This window comes from Rhizobium mulingense, from assembly GCF_029194105.1.
Classification (GTDB): Bacteria; Pseudomonadota; Alphaproteobacteria; order Rhizobiales; family Rhizobiaceae; genus Rhizobium; species Rhizobium mulingense.
Map to the genome: position 1 here is coordinate 764,265 of NZ_JARFVE010000003.1, position 21,416 is coordinate 785,680.

A 21,416-nucleotide genomic window follows, 5' to 3' on the forward strand; every position below is an offset into this window, starting at 1 on the left:
ACAGCCGCAGCGTCCGCACCGTCCCTACGCCAGTATGAACTGGATCAGGTTCAACGGGTCACTGCGCCACAACAGGCAAAGCCGTATCGTCTAGCAGAATCTCAGCCCCTTGCCGGGACACCCCTGGTGAATGTTGGCCATCAAAGACCGCAGCGGCCTTTGTGTCAAGAAGCCCTTTTGCGTTTCAAGGCAGTGGCTGTCGATGCTGGTCGCCGATCGGCTGGGATCGCAGAGTGTGCCGGCGGCCGTACCGGCGCCGGTCTACCAACATTGATTGTGGATGGGCCGGTTTGCCGGCCCATTTCGCTCGCGCCCCTTGGAGGCGTGCTCCATAGTCTCATGCTCACGGTCAGGACAGCGACCGCGCGTTCACCTGTCCGACGGCACCGGCTCATCGTCCTATCCACGCGGCTTTTGCATTCATGGCCTATCGTTTCGTCCACACTGCCGATCTCCATCTCGACTCTCCCCTGCGTTCCCTGGCGCTTCGCAACGCCGAGCTGGCCGATCTCGTGAGTGACGCCAGCCGGCAGGCGCTGATCGTGATCGTCGACCTTTGCCTCGAGGAGCAGGTCGATGCACTCGTTATCGCCGGCGATCTCTATGACGGCGAGCAGACGTCGATGAAGACGGCGCGCTTCCTGGCAAGCCAGCTGGAACGGCTGCACCGGGCGGGGATTGGTGTCTTCAAGATTCGCGGCAATCACGACGCGATGTCGAAGATCGCCAGGGAGCTGGTGATGCCCCACACGGTGAAGATCTTCGGCGGCCATGCCGAGACCGTGGAGGCGACAAAAGGCAGCCTGTCGATCGCGATCCACGGTCTGAGCTTTGCCAAGCCGCAAGCGCCGGACCCGCTTCTGCCGAAGTACAAGCCGCCGGTGGCGGGAGCGGTCAATATCGGCATCATGCATACGAGCCTTGCCGGATCCGCCGGCCATGACGTCTATGCGCCCTGCAACGTACTCGACCTTCACGCCTGGGGATTCGACTACTGGGCGCTCGGGCATCTTCATCAGCGGAGCCAGTATCCCGGCACGGCGACGATCATCATGCCCGGCATGCCGCAAGGCCGCGACATCAACGAGTCGGGCGTCAAAACCGTTTCGCTGGTGACCGTGGCGGACGACCGGACGGTGACGGTCGAGGAGCGGCGCACCAGCATCGCGCAGTTCGAGCGCGTCGATGTCGACCTCACGGGTGTCGATGATTGGCGTGATGCGGCCATGGCGATCGAAGCGGCACTGACGGCGCAGCGCGACCATACGGCCTCGCCGCATCTCGTCGCGCGCCTCAGGCTTTCCGGTCGCACGCCGCTCTCCTGGCAGCTTCGCCGCGATGTCGACCTCATGCAGGCGGAAGCCGAGCAGCGCGGTGACCGGATCGGCCGAACCTGGATCGAGAAGCTGGAACTCGCCTTCGAAGCGCCCTCGATCCTCGCAGCCGAATCCGCCGCCGATCCCGTCATCGAACTCGGCGCGCTGATGCGGGACGAGGTCATCGCCCGCAGCGGCTTTCGCGACGATGTCAGGGAGATGGTTCGCGACCTGCTCGCCGACCTGCCGCCCGAAAGCCGGGCCTTTGCCGGACATGACGAGGCGGGTTTCGAACGCTTCATCGACAGCCTTCTCGCTGACGGCGCCGAGGACATCGCTGCCCGGATGAAGGCCGCGGAGCGGGGAGACAGCTGATGCGCCTGCGCCGTCTCGACCTCATCCGTTATGGCAAGTTCACCGACCACTCGATCGACTTCGGCGCGGTCCGACCGGGTTCGCCCGATCTGCACATCGTCTATGGCCTCAACGAAGCGGGCAAGTCGACCACCTTCGCCGCCTATCTCGATCTGCTCTACGGCATAGGCGAGCGCAGCACCTATAATTTCCTGCATCCCTACAATACGATGAAGGTCGGTGCGCGGCTGGAATTCGGTGGCGCGCACCACGAGCTGGCGCGGCTAAAATTGCGGACCGGCAGCCTCGTCGATGATCGGGGACAGGCTGTGAACGAGGCGCTGCTCGCGGGCGCGCTCGGCGGCGTCGGCCGCGAGGCCTATCGCACCATGTTCTCGCTCGACGACCAGTCGCTCAAGGAAGGCGGCAACGCCATCATTCAAAGCAAGGGCGAGCTCGGCGAGTTGCTGTTCTCGGCAAGCTCGGGTCTCGCCGGCCTCAGCCGCTCGCTGGTGACGGCCGTCGACGAAGCCAATGGGATTCACAAGAAGCGGTCGTCGAGCACGAAGCTTGCGGAACTCAAACGCTCGCTCGAAGCGCTGAAGGCCGAGCGCAATGCCATCGACACGCTTGCCTCCACCTATTCGGGCCTGAAATCGACCCTCGAGCAGGCCGACGCCGCCTATGCCGCCACGACGCGGAAACTGGCCGAGGCCAAGGCGCGGCACCAGGAGCTGACGCGTCTTCTTGGCGCCCTGCCGGCGGCGCTGGAACTCCGGCGGCTGGACGCCGACGCAGCTGGCATGGGCGATCTGCCGCGGCCGCCGGCCGAATGGTTCACACTGCTGCCGCAGCTTTTCCGCGACGAGACGCGGCTGCAGGCGCTTGTCGAAACCGCCGACCGCACGCTGCGCCAGCTTGCCGACGAGATCGAGGCGATCACGATCGACGACAAGGCGCTGGCGATCGCCGCGCATATGGACATGCTGGATCAGGGGCGTGTGCGCTATCTCGCGGCTGAAAGCGACCTGCCGAAGCGCCGGCTGGCGCTGGCCGAACAGGAAGGCGAGCTGGTGCGGCTGCTGGCCGATCTCGAGCAGCCGGGCCATGCGACGCCCGAGGCGCTGCTCCTGCCCGCCTCGCTGATCGGCATCATCCGCGATCTCATCGAGCGACGTTCCGGCGTCGAGGCCAACCTGGCTGCCGCAGGCCGCGAACTGGTGCGAGCGCGCGAGAATCTCGAAAGGCTGAACAAGGAAGGCGGCTCGCAAAATGGAGCCGCGATCCTCGATCCCGCACGTCTCGGCCGCATCGAGGCGGCCCTGAGCCGGCTGGCCGGGTCCGATCTCGCAACGCGGCTCACCGTGGAAGAACGCACACTCGTGCAGGCGAAGCGAATACAGGAGAAGCAGTTCGCACAGCTTGCGCCCTGGTCAGGTGATGCCGTCGCTCTGCAGCGGACGAGCGCGGCGGAGCCTCGGCAGACCGAGGCTTGGCGTGGCCAGGCGATCTCCATCGACAAGCGGATTGCGGATCACGAGGCACGGCTGCGCGATCTGGGCACCGAACAGGCGCTGACCAAAGCCCGGATCGCGGCCTTCGTCGCCGGTGGTTCGATCGACGATGCCGAGGCCGCGAGGCTGCGCGATGAACGCGATGCCGCCTGGCAGGCGCATCTTGCCAGCCTGAATGCCGCCACCGCCCGGACATTCGAAGAGCGGATGCGCCAGGACGATGTCGTGTCCGCCGGCCGGCTGTCACGCGCGCAGGAACTTGCCGAGCTGCGTCAGCTCCGCCTGACCGAAGCGGCAACGGCGGCGGCGATCGAACGGCAAACGGAATTGCTTAGCGAGGCGCGCGCCGAACATGATGTGCTTGCCGAGGGCATCCGTGGCCTCCTGCCCGAGGCAATCGAATATGACGCCGAAGCTTCGCCGAGCATAGCAGCACTCGAGGCATGGAGCACCAAGCGAGCCGCAGCGCTGGCCGCCTGGGACGAACTGCAGCGGGCCGAAGACGCGGTGGAGGCACTTCGCGGCGAATTGGACAGCCATGCCGCAACGCTTGCAGCGAGCCTTGCGGATGCGGGCCATGGTGGCGCCGAGGATCTGCCGGTCGCCGCGCTGATGCAGGCGGCGAGCGATATGCTCGCCGCCTGCAAAGCCGAACAGGCGGCGCGGCAGGCGCACGAGAAGACAATCGGCGATCTCGACCGCGATGTCAGGGAACGCGAGCGAGACCGGCAGGAGGCGGAAGCTGCGGTCGCGGCCTGGAACCGGGAATGGGCGGAGGCGCTGTCGCGAACCTGGTTTGCCCACAAGGCTGGCTCGATGGCCGCCGTCCGCGCCGTGCTGGATGCGCTCGCCGCACTGCCCGCCATCCTGAAGGAGCGGGACGACCTCGCAAGCCGCGTTGCCGCGATGGAGCGCGACCAGGAGCAGTTCCGCGGGGATATCGCCGCTCTTCTCGCGGACTGCGGCCTCAGCCGGTTGGTCTCCGATACGCTCGCATCGGCCAATGCGCTGGTGGAACGCCATGAGGCGGCGCGGCATGCCGCACAGCTTCGGGCAGACCGGCAGGCGGATCTCGAAAAACAGTTGGAGAAACGCCGGGCGCTAGAGGAAGAACTTGCCGTTCACAATGCCCGCAGGAACGAACTGACCGGCTATTTCGGCACGGACTCGCTTGCCTCGGTCGAAGTATTCCTGAACCAGGCAAGAGAGCGGGACCGGCTGGAGGCGCGGGCCGCTACCTTGCGCGGCCAGATCGCCGAGGCATTGCGCGCGGCAAGTTTTTCCGAAGCCGAACGCCGCCTTGCCGATATCGACGCCGATGCGGCCGAGCGCGATGCGATCGAGCTCGGCGCCCGGATCGAGGATCTCACCGAGCGGGCCAAGCTTCTCTATTCCGACGTGTCGCTGGCGCGGCAGAAGCTCGAGGCCGTCGGCGGAGATGACGCGGTGGCGCGGATCGAAGCCAAACGCCGAACCATCTTCCTTGAGATCGAAGAACTGGCCGTGCGGCATCTGACGCTGCGCGCCGGCACGCTGGCGGCCGAACAGGCGCTGCGCATCTATCGCGAAAAACACCGCAGCTCGATGATGAACCGCGCATCGGAAGCCTTTCACCTGATCACCGGCGGCAACTATTCCGGCCTCACGACCCAGCCCGACCGGGACAAAGAAGTACTGATCGGCGTGTCACGCGACGGCGGCTCGAAGCTTGCAGATGCGATGTCGACCGGCACGCAGTTCCAGCTCTATCTCGCGCTTCGGCTGGCGGGTTATGAGGAATTCGCGGCGCTTCGCCCGCCCGTGCCCTTCATCGCCGACGACATTATGGAGAGCTTCGACAATCCCCGCTCCGAAGAGGTTTTCCGCCTTCTCGGCGCAATGGCAAAGGTTGGGCAGGTCATCTACCTCACCCATCACTGGCATCTCTGCGAGATCGCGCGGCACGTTGTTCCAGATGTCACCATACATCAGCTGCCATGACCGGACGCAAAGACATCAGCCCTGCCACAGATCCAACACGACAACGCCCGCGCCTTCGAAATCCCGGACATTGCGCGTAACCACGGTCAGGTCGAGAACCAGGGCGGTTGCGGCAATCAGAGCATCCACTTCATTGCGCCGATCCGGAATATGCAGATGCGCGCCGCGTGTGGCGATCGCGTCATCGACCGGCAGGATACGGCCGGCGAATGCGGGCCGCACCTGATTTTCCATCCATGCACGCAGGCGAGCCCCCTGCGCCGCATCACGGCGCTGCACGTCGAGTATTCCCCGCTCCAGCTCCAGGATCGTGATGGCGGAGATGCATAAGCTCGCGGTATCTTGCGCCCCCGCCCATGCGACCACATTAGCATCTGCCTTGCCGTCTCCGACCTTACGCAATTCGGAAACAACATTGGTATCCAGCAAATATTTCATGAGAGATCGACCCCGCTCGGTGCGATCTCAACACGAGGCGGGTCGAAGTCGATATCTGATAAGCCCGGCATGAAGAGAGCATCGACCAGGCTGCGGCGCTTGCCGGTGAGACGCTCGAATTCGTCGTAGGTCATCAACACGTGGGATGGCTTGCCACGATCCGTAATAATGACAGGACCATTTTGCGCCGCCTTCTTTGCCCTGCTCACATCGTGATTGAGTTCGCGGCTGGAAAGACTTGTCACGTTCATAACGCATCTCCATGTAGGTACATACCTACATTTAGCATTGAGAGGATGCGGGCAAGATCAGATCGCATGCCTCGGGCATGTTGGCTTCCCAGGTAATCTCTGATCTAGTCTGGACTCTCCGCCGGGCAGACCAGCCGCGGCCCCCTGGCATTCGAAACGAGCGAGAGCTGTATTCTCATGACCACTCACCGCTTCATTCCGACGCGCTTTCACAATGTTCTCGGCTCACTTGCGCCGGCGCTGCATATCGCCGATGGCGATACCGTCGTCACCGAGACGCTCGATGCCATCGGTTTTGACGAGGACGGCATCCGGCGGACATCCGGTCCGAACCCGATGAACGGCCCGATCTTCGTGGATGGCGCCGAACCCGGAGATGCGCTGAAGGTCGAGATCATCAGCATGATACCGACAAGGGACACTGGTTTTACCCGCAGCATCGTCGCGGCCAATGTCATCGATCCCGAAACGGTTCGCGACCTGCCGCCGCGGGATGTCGCCATCTGGGCTATCGACCGCGAAGCGCTGACCGTCCGGTTGTCCGAGCCGGTCGCCGGCCTCGAAAATTTCGTTCTGCCGCTCGCCCCGATGATCGGTTGTTTCGGGGTGGCGCCCGGCCTCGGCCAGGCGATCTCGACGGCGACTAGCGGCGAATATGGCGGCAACATGGATTATCGCCTGTTCGGTCCCGGCACGACGGTTCGTTTTCCGGTATCGGCTCCCGGCGCGCTGTTCTTTCTCGGCGATTGCCATGCTGTGCAGGGCGATGGTGAAATCGTCGGCACCGGCGTCGAGACCACTTTCGAAGTCACGGTGCGGCTGACGGTGGAAAAGAAGGCCGGACTGGTCTGGCCACGCGGAGAAACCACCGAAGACATCTTCACCATTGGCAATGCCAGGCCCCTCGATCAGGCGCTTCAGCATGCCACCAGCGAAATGCTGACCTGGCTGGCCTCGGATTACGGCCTCGACAGAACGGCGGCAAGCCATCTGCTGGGCCAGGTGGTGCGTTACGATATCGGCAATGTCTTCGATCCGGCCTATACGATGGCCTGCCGTGTCGCCAAGAAATGGCTGGTCCGCCGATTGTGACGAGTGGGCATCTGCTTCAGTCGTAGCGCGACAGAAAGCCGGAAACGGTCTCCAGGCAAAGCTGTTTTTCCTCGACATGCGGCATGTGGCTGGAATTTTCGAAGAGCACCCATTCGCAGCCGGGCACGCGGTCGACATAGGGCTTTACCACCAAGGGCGTCGCCTCGTCATATTTGCCCGAAATCAGCAGCGTCGGCGCCTCGATGCGGTCGAGCCGGTCTTCGATCGTCCAGTCCTTCATCGTGCCGATGACGTGAAATTCGGTCGGGCCATTCATGTTGCGGTAGACCGTGTTGTCCTCATCCATTATGGCAAAGGTCCGCGCCACTTCCGGCGGCCACGGAACCACACGGCAGACATGACGGTCATAGAAGACTCGTGAGGCGGCGACGTAGTCAGGATCGGTGAGGCTTCCGGCCAGCTCGTGTTTGAGCAGCGTGTCCTGCACCTCTTTCGGCAGTTTCTGCCTCAGCCGGTTCGCTTCCGAAACCCAGGTGTGCATATTGGCCGGCGAGTTGGCGATGACAAGCGCCTTCAGGCCTGGCGGCCGGCGCACCGCGTGCTCGGCGCCGAGCATGCCGCCCCAGGACTGGCCGAGGAAGGCATAACGATGCTGGATGCGTATATGGGTAAGCAGCGCGTCCAGCTCTTCAAGAAACAGGCCGACCGTCCAGAAATCCGGGCCCCTGTCCGGAAGCCGGGTGGAATTGCCGTTGCCGAGCTGGTCGTAATGGATGATCGGGCGGCCGTCGAGGGCAGCGATATCCTTGAAGGAATCGACATAATCATGCGTGCAGCCGGGTCCGCCATGGGCGACGACGAGGGGCAGCTTGCCGCTCTCCAGCGAGCCGGTGATGCGATACCAGGTGCGATAGTCGCGAAAGGGCAGATAAGCTTCATTCGTCGCGATTTTGGTCACCGGCGTCTCCATCTCTGGTCTGTTGAAGACCATAACGCGGCGGTAGCGACGACGGCAGCTATCACAAGTTATAGGGTGGCCAGGTCTGCGTCTGCCGCTCTTCGAGCAGGCGGTAATGGGTGGCGCGCACGACGGCCTGCGTGCGGTTGCGGGCTCCGAGCTTCTTTGCCGCCGCATTGAGATGCATGACCACGGTCGGCACGGAGCGGTCAATGATGCGGGAGATTTCCTTGGCCGAATAACCTTCCGCCGAATGGCGCAGGCATTCGCGCTCCCGCTCTGTCAGTCGGACCGTGCCGACGCTCCTCGCCTTCCGGTCGAAAAGCGAATAGGCGGTCTCGTGGAAGACATGGGCAAGCAGGTTGAAGTCGGCAATATAGCGCAGCGCATGCCGTTCGAAATCGTTGTTGCGGCCGAAGCGGATGCCGGTGACGGTGGCATAGTCGCCGCGTGGCATGTGAACCGGGACGGTGACGCCGGTCGACATGTCGCGTTCGCTCAGATAACGCGTCACCGGCGCGGTGTCCTCGCTCATGAAGCCTTTGATCAGCGTGTCGGCATCGGGATCGTAATTCCAGAAGAAGGGTGCGGAGGTGCGCAGCGCCACCTGCTGCACCGGATCGATGCGGAAATAACCGCGATCGAACCAGTAATCATGCATGTCGTCCGAAATGTTCCTGAGCTTCAGCAGCGACGGTATCATGATCGCGCCGTCGAGATCGTAGGGCACCGGCGTATAGTCGTAGATCAGCGCCTCGAAACCGATCTGCTTCATCGCCTCGAAGGCCTGGTCGATCCGGCCGTCCAGCGTTTCATGCGCTGTGAACTGCCGTCTGATCGTTCCGATTTCGTCAAGCATGGGCTGCTCCGGTTTCGACGTGGCGCCCTACCCTATCACTTCTTATAGCTGGCACGGAACGCGATTTGCGGTAAAAAATTAGCCACGCCCAAATATTGAGCAAGTGAAACCTTCTGCCGGAGCGGTCAATGTGGCGTGAAATACAGCCGGACGAGCGATTCGAGATCGGTGTCGATGGCTATCGCGTCGTTGCCTACAGTTTCGGGACCGGCAGCGAGACAATTTTCTGCCTGAACGGCGGGCCGGGTCTGCCCTGCGATTACCTGCGCGAGGCGCATTCCTGTCTCGTCGACAAGGGTTATCGCATCATTGCTTTCGACCAGCTCGGCACCGGCGCTTCAGACCGGCCGGACGATCTCTCACTTTGGAAGATCGGCCGTTATGTCCAGGAGACGGAAACGTTGCGCAAGGCGCTGGGGCTCGGCAAGGTCCACATGCTCGGCCATTCCTGGGGCGGGTGGCTGGCGATCGAGTATGCGCTGACTTACGCTCAGAACCTCAAGACGCTGATTCTCGAGGATACTGTCGCCGACATGCCGCATCTGATTTCGGAACTGGAACGGCTGCGCGCGGCACTCGGTCCCGAAACCGTCGCGATGATGCAGAAGCACGAGGCGCAGGGCACCTATAAGCATCCCGAATATCTCGCCGCCGTCACCATCCTCAACTACCGCCATGTCTGCCGTCTGCCGGAATGGCCGGCGCCGGTCCGCCGCTCGCTCGACGACTGGAACATGGCGCCCTATGAGACGATGCAGGGGCCGAACGAGTTTCTCTATATCGGCAACCTCAAGGACTGGAACCGCATTGCCGATCTGCCGCGGCTGACGCTGCCGGTGCTGATCACTGCGGGAGAACATGACGAGCTGACACCGGCCTGCGCGCTGAGGATGAAGCTGGCGCTGCCGAATGCCGAGCTCAAGGTGTTTGCCAATGCCAGCCATATGCCCTTCTATGAGAACCCGCAGGATTATTATCCGGCGCTTCTCGATTTTCTGGCCCGGCACGAGGCAGGCTGATGCAAGAGGCAGTGGACCGGAGCCGACGAAGTCAAAGGGGCGATCGCCGTCATGCATCGCTATAAATTCGTTCTGACGCGACCGTTGCAGTTCCTGCCCGTCATTTTCGGCATCAGCGTCATCACTTTCATTCTGGTCCGCTTGATCCCCGGTGATCCCGCCCGCAACATCCTCGGCACGCGCGCAACGCCTGCGGCCCTTGCCAGCATCCGCGCCCAATACGGCCTCGATCAGCCGATGTGGCTACAATATCTCTATTTCCTCAAGAACCTCGCCAATGGCGAGATGGGCAAGTCGATCCTCTACAAGATCGACGTGCTGAAGCTGATCGTCACTCGCATCGAGCCGACGCTTGCGCTCGTCGTCTCCAGCGTCGCGCTGTCGGTGCTGATCGCGGTGCCGATGGCGGCGATCGCCGCGCGCAATGCCGGTCGCGCGCCGGACCATGCGGTGCGTATCGTCTCGACCTTCGGCATCGGCTTTCCGCCTTTCTGGCTGGGACTGATGCTGATCATCCTCTTCAGCGTCGAACTCGGTGTGCTGCCGGTTTCGGGCTATGGTGCGACGATCGGCGAAAAGCTGTCGCATCTCGTGCTGCCGAGCCTGACGGTCGCGCTGTCGCTTTCGACGGTGCTGACGCGCAGCCTGCGGGCAGCGATGATCGAGCAGCTGAAATCGGATGTCGCGACGGCGGCGCGCGCCCGCGGCATGCCCGAAGGCGTCGTCTTCTGGCGGCACGTCCTGCCGAATTCATTAGTGCCGACCATCAATCTGCTTGCCGTCAACATCGGCTGGCTGATCGGCGGCACGGTGGTGGTCGAGAGCGTCTTTGCCCTGCCCGGCATGGGACAACTGCTCGTCAGGGCGATCTTCTCGCGTGACTACATGGTGGTACAGGGCGTCGCCATGGTCTTTGCCTGCGCCACCGTGCTCATCAACTTCATCGCCGACATCGTCACTGTCGCCGTCGATCCGAGGGTGAAGTTATGAGCGTCGAGGCGATCGTGCCTGCATCGCCCGGCTGGCGCCGGTTTTTCCGCCGGCGGCTGATGCTTGCCGTCGGTGCCGGCCTGTTGCTGTTTTTCGTCCTGCTGGCAGTCGGCGCGCCCATCATCGCGCCCTATGACTCGATCATGCAGAATGCCGAAATGCGGCTGCAGGCGCCGTCATTGCTTCACCCGTTCGGCACCGACAATTTCGGCCGCGATATCCTGTCTCGCGTCATCTGGGGCGCGCGCATCGACCTGCAGATGGCGCTGATCGGCGTCATCTTCCCCTTTCTGATCGGCACGACGGTCGGCACGGTCGCCGGCTTCTTCGGCGGCATTGTCGACGCGCTGTTCATGCGTCTCGTCGATATCATCCTCGCCTTCCCCTTTCTCGTGCTGATGCTGTCGATCATCGCGATCCTCGGTCCCGGTCTCGGCAGCTTCTACATATCGATGGCGCTGGTCGGCTGGGTGTCCTATGCGCGGTTGATCCGGGCGCAGATGCTGGTGCTGAAAGGCAGCGACTATGCCGTTGCCGCCGTCAGCCTCGGTTTCAGCCGCCCGCGCATCATGTTCCGCCACCTGCTGCCGAACGCGATCGCCGGATCGATCGTCTTTTCGATGTCGGATGCGACCCTGGTACTGCTCAGCGGCGCCGCCGTCAGCTATCTCGGCCTCGGCGTCCAGCCGCCGATCGCCGAATGGGGCGTCATGGTCGCGGAAGGACAGAGCTTCATCACCACGGCCTGGTGGATTACCCTGTTCCCCGGCCTTTCCATCGTCTGCCTCGCCTTCGGGTTCAGCATGCTGGGCGATGCGCTGGGTGAATTGCTGGGGGTGCACGAATGAGCGGCTCCTTGCTCTCCGTCTGCGATCTCACAGTCAGTGCCCATCTCGATTCCGGCCCGCGCACGCTGCTCGATGCAGTCTCGCTCGACCTCGGTAAGGGCGAGGTTCTCGGCCTCGTTGGCGAGAGCGGCTCGGGCAAGAGCCTGTTCTGCCGCTCCCTGGTGCGGCTGCTGCCCTCTTCGCTCCTGAAGATCGAAAGCGGATCCGTGTTGCTCGAAGGGCGCGACCTGATGCGGGTCGACGACGGCGAGATGCTGAAGGTGCGCGGCGGCGAGATCGGCATGGTCTTCCAGAACCCGACCAGCCATCTCGACCCGGTGATGCGGGTCGGCGAGCAGATCGCCGAGGGCATACGCTATCACGAGGGGCTCGGCGCCCGCGAGGCCCGCGCCGCTGCAACGGATATCCTGGCGCAGGTCGGCTTCCCCGATCCGAAGCGTCAGTACGACAGCTATCCGCACGAATTTTCCGGCGGCATGCGGCAGCGGGCGATGATCGGCGTGGCTCTCTCCTGCAACCCGAAAATCCTGATTGCCGACGAGCCGACGACGGCGCTCGATGTGACCATCCAGGCACAGATCCTGCGGCTGTTGATCGATATTCGCGACCGGCGCGGCTTGTCGATCATTCTCATTACCCATGATCTCGGCATTGTCGCCCAGACCTGCGACCGCATTGCCGTGATGCGCGGCGGCAAGCTGATTGAAGCGGGGCCGAAGCGGGCGATCCTCGCACGGCCGCAGCATCCCTATACAGTCAGCCTGATCGACAGCCACCCTTCGATATCTGGCGAGACTTCCACCTCGTCGCCCGACGTCGCGGACGCCAACCGGACGGCGCGACCACTGCTTGAAATCGACGATCTCCATGTGCAGTTCAGAGCCGGCGGCGGCCTGCTGAAGGGCGGCGCCAAGACGGTCAGCGCGGTTTCCGGCGTCAGCCTGCGGATCATGGCCGGGGAGACGGTCGGCATCGTCGGTGAATCCGGCAGCGGCAAGAGCACGCTTGCCCGCGCCGTGCTTGGCCTTACGCCCCTTTCCTCCGGTCATGTCACCTTCGACGGCGTCGATCTGGCACCACAGAAGCGCGCGGGCCTGGCAAAGCTCAGGCGCGAAACGGCGATGGTCTTCCAGGACCCCTATAACGCGCTCAATCCGCGATTGACGATCGGGCAGATGCTTGCCGAGGTGCTGAAGGTGCAGGGCAAAGTGGCCAAGGCGGATATCCCGGCGCGGATCGAAGCGCTGCTCGATCTCGTCGGCCTCGAACGCGAATTCGCCGGCCGCAAACCGCGCAGCATGAGCGGCGGCCAGTGCCAGCGCGCCGGCATTGCCCGGGCGCTCGCCGTCGACCCGAAGATGATCATTGCCGACGAATGTGTCGCCGCCCTCGACGTCACCATTCAGGCGCAGATCATCGAGCTCTTCCGCGAGCTTACCGCGAAGATGAACCTCACGCTGATCTTCATCGCCCATGATCTCGCAATCGTCCACAATCTCTGCGAACGCGTCGTCGTGATGTATCGCGGCGAAATCGTCGAGGAAGGCCGCTCCGAAGAGGTCTTCGCGCGGCCGAAGCATCCCTATACGGCGGCGCTGATCGCCGCCATTCCCAACATCGATCCTGACAAGCGGCTGCTTCAGCACGCCGACGGCAAGGACGATCCGCATTCGATGCCGATCCAGCCCATCAAACGCATGCCATAACAACGAAGGGAACGAACACATGACAAACAGGTGGAAATCAATCGGGCTTGCAGCCTTGCTCGCCGGTCTGGCCCTCAGCGCCAGTTATGCCGAGGCCGCCGGTGTACTCACCATTGGCCGCCGTGAGGATTCGACGACATTCGATCCGATCAAGACCGCGCAGAACATCGACAACTGGGTGTTTTCCAACGTCTATGACGTGCTGATCCGCGTCGACAAGACGGGCACGAAATTGGAGCCGGGCCTTGCTGAAAGCTGGACCGCCTCGGATGACGGCCTGACCTACACCTTCAAGATCCGCAATGCGAAATTCTCGGACGGTTCGCCGCTGACGGCGGAGGACGCCGCCTACAGCCTGCTGCGCATCCGCGACCACCCTGCCTCGCTCTGGAGCGATTCCTACAAGGTGATCGACACGGCGGCTGCGACCGACGCGCATACGCTGACGATCAAGCTCAAGAATCCGTCGGCACCGTTCTTGTCAACGCTGGCGCTGCCGAACGCCTCCGTCATTTCGAAGGCGGGCATGGAAGCGCTAGGCGCCGATGCCTATGCCGAAAAGCCGGTCGCATCCGGCGCCTTCACCGTCGAGGAATGGCGGCGTGGCGACCGCATTATCCTGAAGAAGAACCCGAACTTCTGGCAGGCCGACCGCGTCAAGCTCGACGGCGTGGAGTGGATCTCCGTACCCGACGACAATACCCGGATGCTCAACGTCCAGGCCGGCGAGCTGGATGCGGCGATCTTTGTACCGTTTTCCCGGGTCGAGGAGCTGAAGAAGGATACAAACCTCAACGTTGACATCGATTCCTCGACTCGCGAGGATCATCTTCTGATCAACCATGCGCACGGAGCGCTCGCCAAGAAGGAAGTCCGCCAGGCGCTCGACTTGGCGATCGACAAGAAGGCGATCGTCGACGCCGTCACCTTCCGTCAGGGCACGGTCGCCAACTCTTACATTCCGAAAGGCGCGCTTTATTATTTCGCCGATAATTTGCAGCGGCCCTACGATCCTGAAAAAGCGAAGGAGATGCTGATTGCTGCTGGCGCTTCCGACCTGACGCTCAATTATCTGATCCGCGCCGGTGACGAAGTCGACGAACAGACGGCCGTGCTGGTCCAGCAGCAGTTGCAGAAGGCCGGCATTACCGCCAACCTGCAAAAGGTCGACCCGAGCCAGGAATGGGACATGACGGTTGCGGGCGACTACGACATCTCCGTCAATTATTGGACGAACGACATCCTCGATCCGGACCAGAAGACAACCTTCGTTCTCGGCCACGATTCGAACAATAATTATATGACCAACTACAAGAATGAGGCGGTCAAGGAACTGGTCGCCAAAGCGCGTCTCGAGCTTGACCCGAAGAAGCGTCAAGAGATGTATGTCGATCTGCAGAAGATGGCCAAGGACGACGTCAACTGGATTGACCTCTATTACAGCCCTTACATCAACGTCTCGCGCAAGAATATCGAGAACTTCCACCAGAACCCGCTCGGCCGTTTCTTTCTGGAAGATACGGTCAAGAACTGAGGCCCGGCAGCTCGTAAGTGCTCCGTCGCCTAAAGGCGGCGGAGCCTGATTTATTGCTGCCACAAATCGCTGATGCGGCTTGCTTACTCGGCAGCCGCCAGCTTGTCCTGCGTTCTGGTTTCGAAGTCGCTGGCGTCGTGGCGCTCGTGCAATTGCGTCGAGGGATCGCCGGAGAGGCGGTTGACCATCCGGCCGCGCTGTACGGCCGGCCTGCTGTGGATGGCGTCGGCCCAGCGCAGCACGTTCTTATAGTCCTCGACCTGCAGAAACTCGGCTGCCCCGTAGGTCCAGCCCTTCACCAACCCGCCATACCACGGCCAAACGGCAATATCGGCGATCGTATATTGGCTGCCTGCCAGATACTCGCTTTCGGCAAGGCGGCGATCCAGCACGTCGAGCTGACGCTTCACTTCCATGGCGAAGCGGTCGATCGCATATTCGATCTTCGTCGGAGCATAGGCGTAGAAATGGCCGAAGCCGCCGCCAAGATACGGTGCGCTTCCCATCTGCCAGAACAGCCACGACAGGCATTCGGCGCGCTCGCTCGGCTCGGTCGGCAGGAAAGCCCCGAACTTTTCAGCGAGATAGGTGAGGATGGCGCCGGACTCGAAGACGCGGATCGGCTTGTCGCCGCTACGGTCCATCAGCGCCGGGATCTTCGAGTTGGGATTGATCTTGACGAAGCCGCTTCCGAACTGGTCGCCATCGCCGATCCGGATCAGCCAAGCATCATACTCGGCGCCGCTATGGCCAAGCGCCAGCAATTCCTCGAGCATGATGGTGACCTTCTGGCCGTTCGGCGTGCCGAGCGAATAAAGCTGCAGCGGATGACGGCCGATCGGCAACTCCTTCTCATGTGTCGGGCCTGCGATCGGGCGATTGATGTTGGCGAACTGGCCGCCATTCGCCTTGTTCCAGGTCCAGACCTTCGGTGGTACGTAATCGGAAGAACCGCTCATCTTTCAAACTCCTGGCATTGGTCGGATAGAGTTCGGCGGCAATCGGCTGGCCACCACATTTTTGCTGACATAGCAGAGGCGATGAGGGTTTGTCACAGGTGTCGGGGCGGCTTCACACAATCGTCAGAATATTAGCAAATGCAGGAGAAAGGCCGCCTGAGAGCTCCGCTTCCGCAAGACGCCTGCCCGTCGGTTCGACGACGATGATTTTCGCCAGTGTTCCATCGTCGGCGATGACGAACTGTTCCGGCCTGATGCCGCAGATGAATTCTCGCCGGGTCGCTCCGTGCCGGGACGCAGCGTTACGCTCAGGCCGCCCCCTCGCCTTCATGATTGACCGCCGTCCTGGTGCCGGAGGAGAACATGATCAGCGCGAAGAGCGGTTCGGTGCCGAGCGCGCGCGCCCAATGGCGCACATTGCGGGGAATGCGGATGGCGTCGCCGGCTTCGAGCCGGTAAAGTGCATCGCCGAGCTTGTGCTCGCAATGGCCGGAAACGACATAGAGGATCTCCTCGCAATCGGGATGGGAATGCAGCTGGTTGCGCTCGCCGGGATTGATGCGGCAGGTGCCGAAAGTCATCTCGGCGCCCGGCGTGCCGTCGCCGGTGATCTTCCAGTTGAGTTCGCCCCAGGTGGTCGGCATGAATTCGCCGCCGGCTTTCCTGAAAATCATATCTGTCTCGGTCAAGGCTGTCTTTCCCCCGTTCAGAGATTGGTGGTGACGCCGGCATCCGCGCGTCTAAAAAAGTCGAAGAGCTTCATGATCTCGCGGGCAATTTCAAGTGTGCCCCGGGTGATTGAGGTGCCGGAAAGGATCGCATCCGTCAGATGCAGGATCTCTCCCACATAGCCGAGATAGAAGAGGTTGTTGTTGTAGAGTTGGCCGAGCGAATGCTCCGGCTCGTAGATGAGCGCCGCATTCTCGTCCGGCTGGATAAAGCTTGCGGCGCGGCCATAGGACGGCAGGTCCGCCTTACGGAAGTAGGTTAGCCGGCTGCCGTTTTCGACGATGGCATTGGCCCCTTCGCCGATGATCTCGACCCGCTCGAAGATGCTGCCGCCGGATTGGCCGGCCGCCAGATGCAGCGTGCCGATCGCGCCGGAGCGGAAGCGCAGGCTGGTGACGGTAGCCCCCGACAGCGCCTCCCATTCATAGCTCGCGCGTTCGATCTCGCCGCCGAGGAAATGGAGGATCGCGCCGGGATGATAGATATGGTCGAGGAAGCTCTGCATCCTGACGAGATCGGCGCGCTCTTCAGGCTTCGGCAGGGCTTGGGGATAGCGGACATTGATCGAGGTCAGCCGGCCGAAACCGGGCGAGCCGATCAAGTCCCTGAGCTTCTCGATGGTCGGGAAGAAGGTCTTCTTGAGACCGGTCATCACCATGCGGCCGGCTGCGGCACTTGCCGCCTGCAACCTTTCGATGTCTTCCGAAGTCGCGGCGGTCGGTTTTTCCATCCAGACATGCGCGCCTGCGGCGAGCGCGTCGAGCGCCAGATCCGTTGCCTGCACCCGGCCGTCGGGATGATAGGCGGTGACGAGAAAGACCAAGTCCGGCTTTTCCTGCTCCAGCATGTCGCGGTGATCGGTATAGGCCCTGCCGGCGCCGAAAAGCTTGGCGAATTTTTCGGCGCGGGAAAGATCGAGATCGCAGATGCCGGCGAGCTCGACCGGCGCATACCGCAGCGCCGGGTAAATATTGCGGTAGGCATGTCCGCCGGCGCCGATGAAGCAGGCCCTGATGCGGTGATCGAATTCGAAATTGTAGCGGATTTCCTGCTGGACGTGGTGCGACATGGTCAGCCCTTGATTGCTCCCTGCGTCAGGCCCTCGGTGAAGCGGCGCTGCATCAGGATGTAGAGAAGAATGATCGGCAGGAACGAAATGACGGTGCCCGAGAAGACCAAGCGGTAATCGGAGGCGTAGGTGCTGGCGAAACGAACCAGCCCGAGCGGCAGCGTCTGAACTTCGGGGCTGATCAGCACGATCAGCGGCAGGAAGAAATCGTTCCAGGTGGAGAGCGCACTGATGATGACGAGCGCCTGCACCGCCGGCGTTGAGATGGGCAGAAAGACCTTGGTGAGGATCTGGAGATGCGAAGCGCCGTCGATCTTCGCGGCCTCGATCAGATCATCCGGCACGCCGATGAAGAAGCTCCGCATCAGGAATATGCCGAAGGGAATTCCGTTGCTGACCTGCACCAGCACGATACCAGCAAGCGTGTTGACGAGGTTGAGCCCGAAGAGCACCTGGTAGAGCGGGATGACGATCGCCTGAACCGGCACGGTGAGGCCGAGAATGAAGGCGTAGAATAGCCATTCCCGGCCGGGAAAACGGATCTTGGCGAGCGCATAGCCGGCAGGGGCGCAGGTGATCAGCGACAGGACGACGACGCCGACGAGATTGATGAGGCTGTTGCCGACGAGATCGCCGAAGCCGCCGATCTTCCAGGCGTCCAGATAGTTCCGCCACATCAGGTCGGCGGGCCAGGTGAAAGGGTCGGCTTGGCCGATCTCGGCCTCGGTCTTGAAACTGGAGATCAGCAGCCAGACGAAGGGGGCGAGGATCAGGATCAAGACAGGCGTCAGCGCCAGCGCCACCGGCCATTCGCGATTGCGCATACTCATTGCGAAAGCCTCGCGCGCCAGCGGTTGAAGACGATGGTGATGGCAATTGCCAGCAGGCTGAGCAGGATGCAGAGCACTGCCGCCAGTCCATGATCCTGGGATTGGAAGGCGAGCCGGTAGATATAGGTGGTGATCAGTTCGCTTTGGTAGAATGGCCCGCCATTGGTCATGACGAAGACCGTGGCGAAGCCTTTCAGGCCGTTGATCATCGCCAGCGAGACGACGAAGGTCGTCACCTCACGAAGCCCCGGCAGCGTCACATGGATCAGCTTCTGGAAGGCGTTGGCGCCGTCCACCTCAGCCGCGTCGTAGAGCGAGCGGTCGATATTCTGCAGGCCGGCGATGAAGAGCAGCATGTAGAGGCCGAAACCCTGCCAGGAGCTTGCGAGATTGACGGAAAAGAGCACCAGCGCCGGATCGGAAAGCCAACCCTGAGTGAAGGCGCCGAGCCCGATCCGCGTCAGCGCCGTATTCAAGAGGCCGAAAAACGGATCGTAGATATTGGCCCAGATGACGCCGACCACGGCCAAAGATACCAGATGCGGCAGGAAGAACGCGGTGCGGAAGAAGACCTGGGTGGTCCTCAGCCGGCTGACGGCAAGCGCCAGCAGCAGGCCGAGGCCGCCCGCCATCACCACATGATAAGCCAGCCATACGAAGGTATGGACTAAGCTCTTCCAGACGATCGGATCGTGCGCCGCCTTGGCATAGTTGTCGAAGCCGACGAAGACCGCGGAGGTGTTGAAGCCGGACGAGCTGTTGAAGCTCAACCAGAAGGTGGCGGCGATCGGCAGCAGGGTGAAGACGGCATAGAGGCCGAGAGCTGGCGCAATCAGCCAGAATGCGGTGCCGGCATCGCCATCGGCTGAGCCGGACCTCGCCGCCCGGCGTTTGGACATACGGACAGACAGGCCGCCCGTATGTCCCGCCACGGCACGTGCATCCCTGAGAGGAGCCACGACCTTGCTGCCTGATGTTTCGGGAATGACCACTATTTCGCCTCTGCCATTTTGGCCTGGATCTGCTTCATGCCTTCTTCGCCGCCGATCTGGCCGGAGATGAGGCCCTGGATGACCTGGAAATAGGTGTCGAGCACGGTGCCCGGCAGATAGACGCTCGGATTGTAGCCGACGCCGCCTACGGCTGCGGCGAAGATATCCTTCAGCACGGGAGTCGGAGGTTCGAGGCCTGGAATTTCGCGCGGATAGATCATCGTGCTTGCCGGATCCTGGGCGCGCTTCTTCATCACGGCATCGGACAGCATGAAGTCGATCCATTTCATCGCGAGTTCCGGCTGTCTCGAGTTGACCGGCACCAGCCAGCTCCAGCCGACGCCGCCGGTCGGCATCGCCGCGCCCTTGATGTCGGACGGCATCGGCGCGTAGCCGGCATTCGTAAGATCATAACCGGCCTTGCGGGCATTGGCGGTGAACCACGGGCCGGCAACAAACATGGCGGCGCGCTTGTTGAACCAGAGGCGCGAGGCGCCGTCGAGATCGAGGCCGGCCATTTCCTTCTTGATGTCGCCTGCCTCGACCAGCTTCTGCAGCCGGATGGCGCCGGCTGCGACTGACGGGTCGTCCCAGGCAATCTCGCGACGCAGCGCCTTGCCGATCACCTCCTTGCCGCTCGCCGACTGCAGCAGGTTGCCGAAGAGATGGCCGGCGCTACCTGATGTGCGCGGGCCGATGGCGATCGGCTGCAGGCCGGTCTCCTCGATCGACTTCATCAGCGTTTCGAATTCGCTCCAGGTGGCTGGGATCTTCCAGCCGGCCTGCGCGAAAATATCCTTGTGGTACCAGATGCCCAGCGCATCGAGCCCATCGGGAACCTCATAGATCTCGCCGCCGAACTGGCCCTTCAGCTCGGTGTAGAGCCAGGGATAGATCTTGTCCTTCCAGCCGCGTTTTTCATATTGCTCGGTGAGCGGCATGACCTGCTTGGCGTTCTTGACGACGCTGACGCGGCCGATGCCGGAGTTGGTGAGGATCACGTCCGGTCCGGCATCCGACTGTATGGCGGCCTGCACCGCGCCGTTGCTGATCGTGCCGGTCGGCGGCATGAATTCGACGGTCACACCGGGATTGGCCTTTTCGAAATCGGCCTTGATGCCGTTCCAGAGCTGCGCGACGAGCGGCTCGGTGATCTGCTCGGGCCCCCACATCTTCAGGGTTTCGGCATGTGCCGCCAGCGAACTTGCGGCGATCATCGCCGCCAGTGCAGTGCTGCGGGCAAGAAATTTCAGCATTGTTCCCTCCTCCGGGCCGCTCCACGGCCCCTGTTGTTCGGTTGCTGAAGGAGACCTCCCTCCCCTTCATGTCTTTCGGCTAACCCTTCTGAAAGCGTGCCATGACGGCCTGCTGGACATCGCTGATATGCGCGTGCATCAGCGCCTTGGCGCGGCCAATGTCGCGCGCCCGGAACGCCTGCAGGATCTGATCGCGCTCTTCGGCCGCCCTTTCGGCCAGATCACGGCTCTCATTGGCGATCGAGCGGCAGATCTGAATCTGCAGTGCGAGCCGCGCCAGCGTTTCGATCAGCGGCGCGCTCCCCGAAAGCTCGGCAATGGTCTCGTGGAATTCCTTGTCGCGAATGCCGTAGGTTTCCATGTCGCGACGGCGCAATGCGGCCACTGCCTCATCCAGGATACGCTCGAAATTTGCGATATGCCGGTCGCTCATTTCAGGAACGGCGAGCTCGACGGCGAAGCATTCGAGCGTCTTGCGCAAATTATAGAGGTCGTCGATCTCTTTCGGCGTGAAGCTGCGCACGAAGAAACCGCGATAAGGCTTGATCTCGATGAGCCCTTCCTTGGCAAGCGTGCCGATCGCCTCGCGGAACGGCGTGCGGCTGACCTGCAGGCGTTCCGTCAGTTCCTTTTCATCGATCGATACACCGCTCGGCAGTTCGCCCGAGACGATCAGGCGAACGATTTCCTCGTAGATCCGCTCGCGAAGGGTGAGGTGGCGCGGTGCGTTCATGGCTATTCATTTCCGTCTGGCGTTGAGG

At 62.3% G+C, this 21,416-nt stretch carries 19 protein-coding genes and 1 riboswitch; of the genes, 8 read left to right on the top strand and 11 right to left on the bottom strand.

The window, feature by feature from the left end:
* Positions 1 to 3 precede the first annotated feature (3 nt).
* Positions 4 to 135: riboswitch (TPP riboswitch) on the bottom strand.
* A 287-nt stretch (positions 136 to 422) separates the two neighbouring features.
* Positions 423 to 1,691 (top strand): metallophosphoesterase family protein, encoded by a 1,269-nt coding sequence (locus tag PYR71_RS08435; protein ID WP_275618974.1) that lies wholly within the window; start codon positions 423 to 425, stop codon positions 1,689 to 1,691.
* Positions 1,691 to 5,164, top strand: a complete 3,474-nt coding sequence (locus PYR71_RS08440; protein ID WP_275618975.1) for an AAA family ATPase — start codon at positions 1,691 to 1,693, stop codon at positions 5,162 to 5,164. Before PYR71_RS08435 ends, PYR71_RS08440 begins: the two co-directional genes overlap by 1 nt.
* Positions 5,165 to 5,179: 15 nt before the next feature.
* Here the strand turns inward: PYR71_RS08440 and PYR71_RS08445 are convergent, their stop codons facing one another.
* Positions 5,180 to 5,602 carry a type II toxin-antitoxin system VapC family toxin gene (locus PYR71_RS08445; protein ID WP_275618976.1) on the bottom strand — a complete coding sequence of 141 codons (423 nt, stop codon included), beginning with the start codon at positions 5,600 to 5,602 and terminating at the stop codon, positions 5,180 to 5,182.
* Positions 5,599 to 5,853, bottom strand: a complete 255-nt coding sequence (locus tag PYR71_RS08450) for a type II toxin-antitoxin system Phd/YefM family antitoxin (protein ID WP_275618977.1) — start codon at positions 5,851 to 5,853, stop codon at positions 5,599 to 5,601. Before PYR71_RS08450 ends, PYR71_RS08445 begins: the two co-directional genes overlap by 4 nt.
* 177 nt (positions 5,854 to 6,030) lie before the next feature.
* On the opposite strand from PYR71_RS08450, the gene PYR71_RS08455 reads away from it, so the two are divergent.
* Complete coding sequence (locus PYR71_RS08455) at positions 6,031 to 6,945, top strand: acetamidase/formamidase family protein (protein WP_275618978.1); 915 nt, start codon at positions 6,031 to 6,033, stop codon at positions 6,943 to 6,945.
* Positions 6,946 to 6,961: 16 nt separating this feature from the next.
* Here the strand turns inward: PYR71_RS08455 and PYR71_RS08460 are convergent, their stop codons facing one another.
* Positions 6,962 to 7,876: a proline iminopeptidase-family hydrolase gene (locus PYR71_RS08460; protein WP_416340269.1), complete on the bottom strand. Its 915-nt coding sequence runs from the start codon at positions 7,874 to 7,876 to the stop codon at positions 6,962 to 6,964.
* 49 nt (positions 7,877 to 7,925) lie between these two features.
* Positions 7,926 to 8,723 (bottom strand): helix-turn-helix transcriptional regulator, encoded by a 798-nt coding sequence (locus tag PYR71_RS08465; RefSeq protein ID WP_275618980.1) that lies wholly within the window; start codon positions 8,721 to 8,723, stop codon positions 7,926 to 7,928.
* A 128-nt stretch (positions 8,724 to 8,851) separates the two neighbouring features.
* On the opposite strand from PYR71_RS08465, the gene PYR71_RS08470 reads away from it, so the two are divergent.
* The 5 genes from PYR71_RS08470 to PYR71_RS08490 are packed head-to-tail and all read left to right on the top strand — an operon-like array spanning position 8,852 to position 14,820.
* Positions 8,852 to 9,742 carry a proline iminopeptidase-family hydrolase gene (locus PYR71_RS08470; RefSeq protein ID WP_275618981.1) on the top strand — a complete coding sequence of 297 codons (891 nt, stop codon included), beginning with the start codon at positions 8,852 to 8,854 and terminating at the stop codon, positions 9,740 to 9,742.
* Between the two features lie 51 nt (positions 9,743 to 9,793).
* Complete coding sequence (locus PYR71_RS08475) at positions 9,794 to 10,732, top strand: ABC transporter permease (RefSeq protein WP_275618982.1); 939 nt, start codon at positions 9,794 to 9,796, stop codon at positions 10,730 to 10,732.
* Positions 10,729 to 11,580, top strand: coding sequence for an ABC transporter permease (locus tag PYR71_RS08480; protein WP_275618983.1), 852 nt, complete (start codon positions 10,729 to 10,731; stop codon positions 11,578 to 11,580). Before PYR71_RS08475 ends, PYR71_RS08480 begins: the two co-directional genes overlap by 4 nt.
* Positions 11,577 to 13,286: a dipeptide ABC transporter ATP-binding protein gene (locus tag PYR71_RS08485; protein ID WP_275618984.1), complete on the top strand. Its 1,710-nt coding sequence runs from the start codon at positions 11,577 to 11,579 to the stop codon at positions 13,284 to 13,286. The genes PYR71_RS08480 and PYR71_RS08485 overlap by 4 nt, the downstream gene beginning before the upstream one ends.
* A gap of 19 nt (positions 13,287 to 13,305) precedes the next feature.
* Positions 13,306 to 14,820 (top strand): ABC transporter substrate-binding protein, encoded by a 1,515-nt coding sequence (locus tag PYR71_RS08490; protein WP_275618985.1) that lies wholly within the window; start codon positions 13,306 to 13,308, stop codon positions 14,818 to 14,820.
* An 83-nt stretch (positions 14,821 to 14,903) separates the two neighbouring features.
* Here the strand turns inward: PYR71_RS08490 and yghU are convergent, their stop codons facing one another.
* The 7 genes from yghU to PYR71_RS08525 form a co-directional block, all read right to left on the bottom strand.
* Positions 14,904 to 15,779 (bottom strand): glutathione-dependent disulfide-bond oxidoreductase, encoded by an 876-nt coding sequence (gene yghU / locus PYR71_RS08495; RefSeq protein ID WP_275618986.1) that lies wholly within the window; start codon positions 15,777 to 15,779, stop codon positions 14,904 to 14,906.
* 308 nt (positions 15,780 to 16,087) lie between these two features.
* Positions 16,088 to 16,468, bottom strand: coding sequence for a cupin domain-containing protein (locus tag PYR71_RS08500; RefSeq protein ID WP_183916778.1), 381 nt, complete (start codon positions 16,466 to 16,468; stop codon positions 16,088 to 16,090).
* Positions 16,469 to 16,485: 17 nt separating this feature from the next.
* Complete coding sequence (locus tag PYR71_RS08505; protein WP_275618987.1) at positions 16,486 to 17,577, bottom strand: Gfo/Idh/MocA family protein; 1,092 nt, start codon at positions 17,575 to 17,577, stop codon at positions 16,486 to 16,488.
* 2 nt (positions 17,578 to 17,579) lie between these two features.
* Entirely contained in the window at positions 17,580 to 18,407 is an 828-nt protein-coding gene (locus PYR71_RS08510) for a carbohydrate ABC transporter permease (RefSeq protein ID WP_183916774.1), read from the bottom strand.
* Positions 18,404 to 19,399 carry a carbohydrate ABC transporter permease gene (locus PYR71_RS08515; protein WP_275618988.1) on the bottom strand — a complete coding sequence of 332 codons (996 nt, stop codon included), beginning with the start codon at positions 19,397 to 19,399 and terminating at the stop codon, positions 18,404 to 18,406. Before PYR71_RS08515 ends, PYR71_RS08510 begins: the two co-directional genes overlap by 4 nt.
* Positions 19,399 to 20,655 (bottom strand): ABC transporter substrate-binding protein, encoded by a 1,257-nt coding sequence (locus PYR71_RS08520; protein WP_275618989.1) that lies wholly within the window; start codon positions 20,653 to 20,655, stop codon positions 19,399 to 19,401. Before PYR71_RS08520 ends, PYR71_RS08515 begins: the two co-directional genes overlap by 1 nt.
* A 79-nt stretch (positions 20,656 to 20,734) precedes the next feature.
* Positions 20,735 to 21,388: a GntR family transcriptional regulator gene (locus tag PYR71_RS08525; RefSeq protein WP_183916768.1), complete on the bottom strand. Its 654-nt coding sequence runs from the start codon at positions 21,386 to 21,388 to the stop codon at positions 20,735 to 20,737.
* Positions 21,389 to 21,416 lie beyond the last annotated feature (28 nt).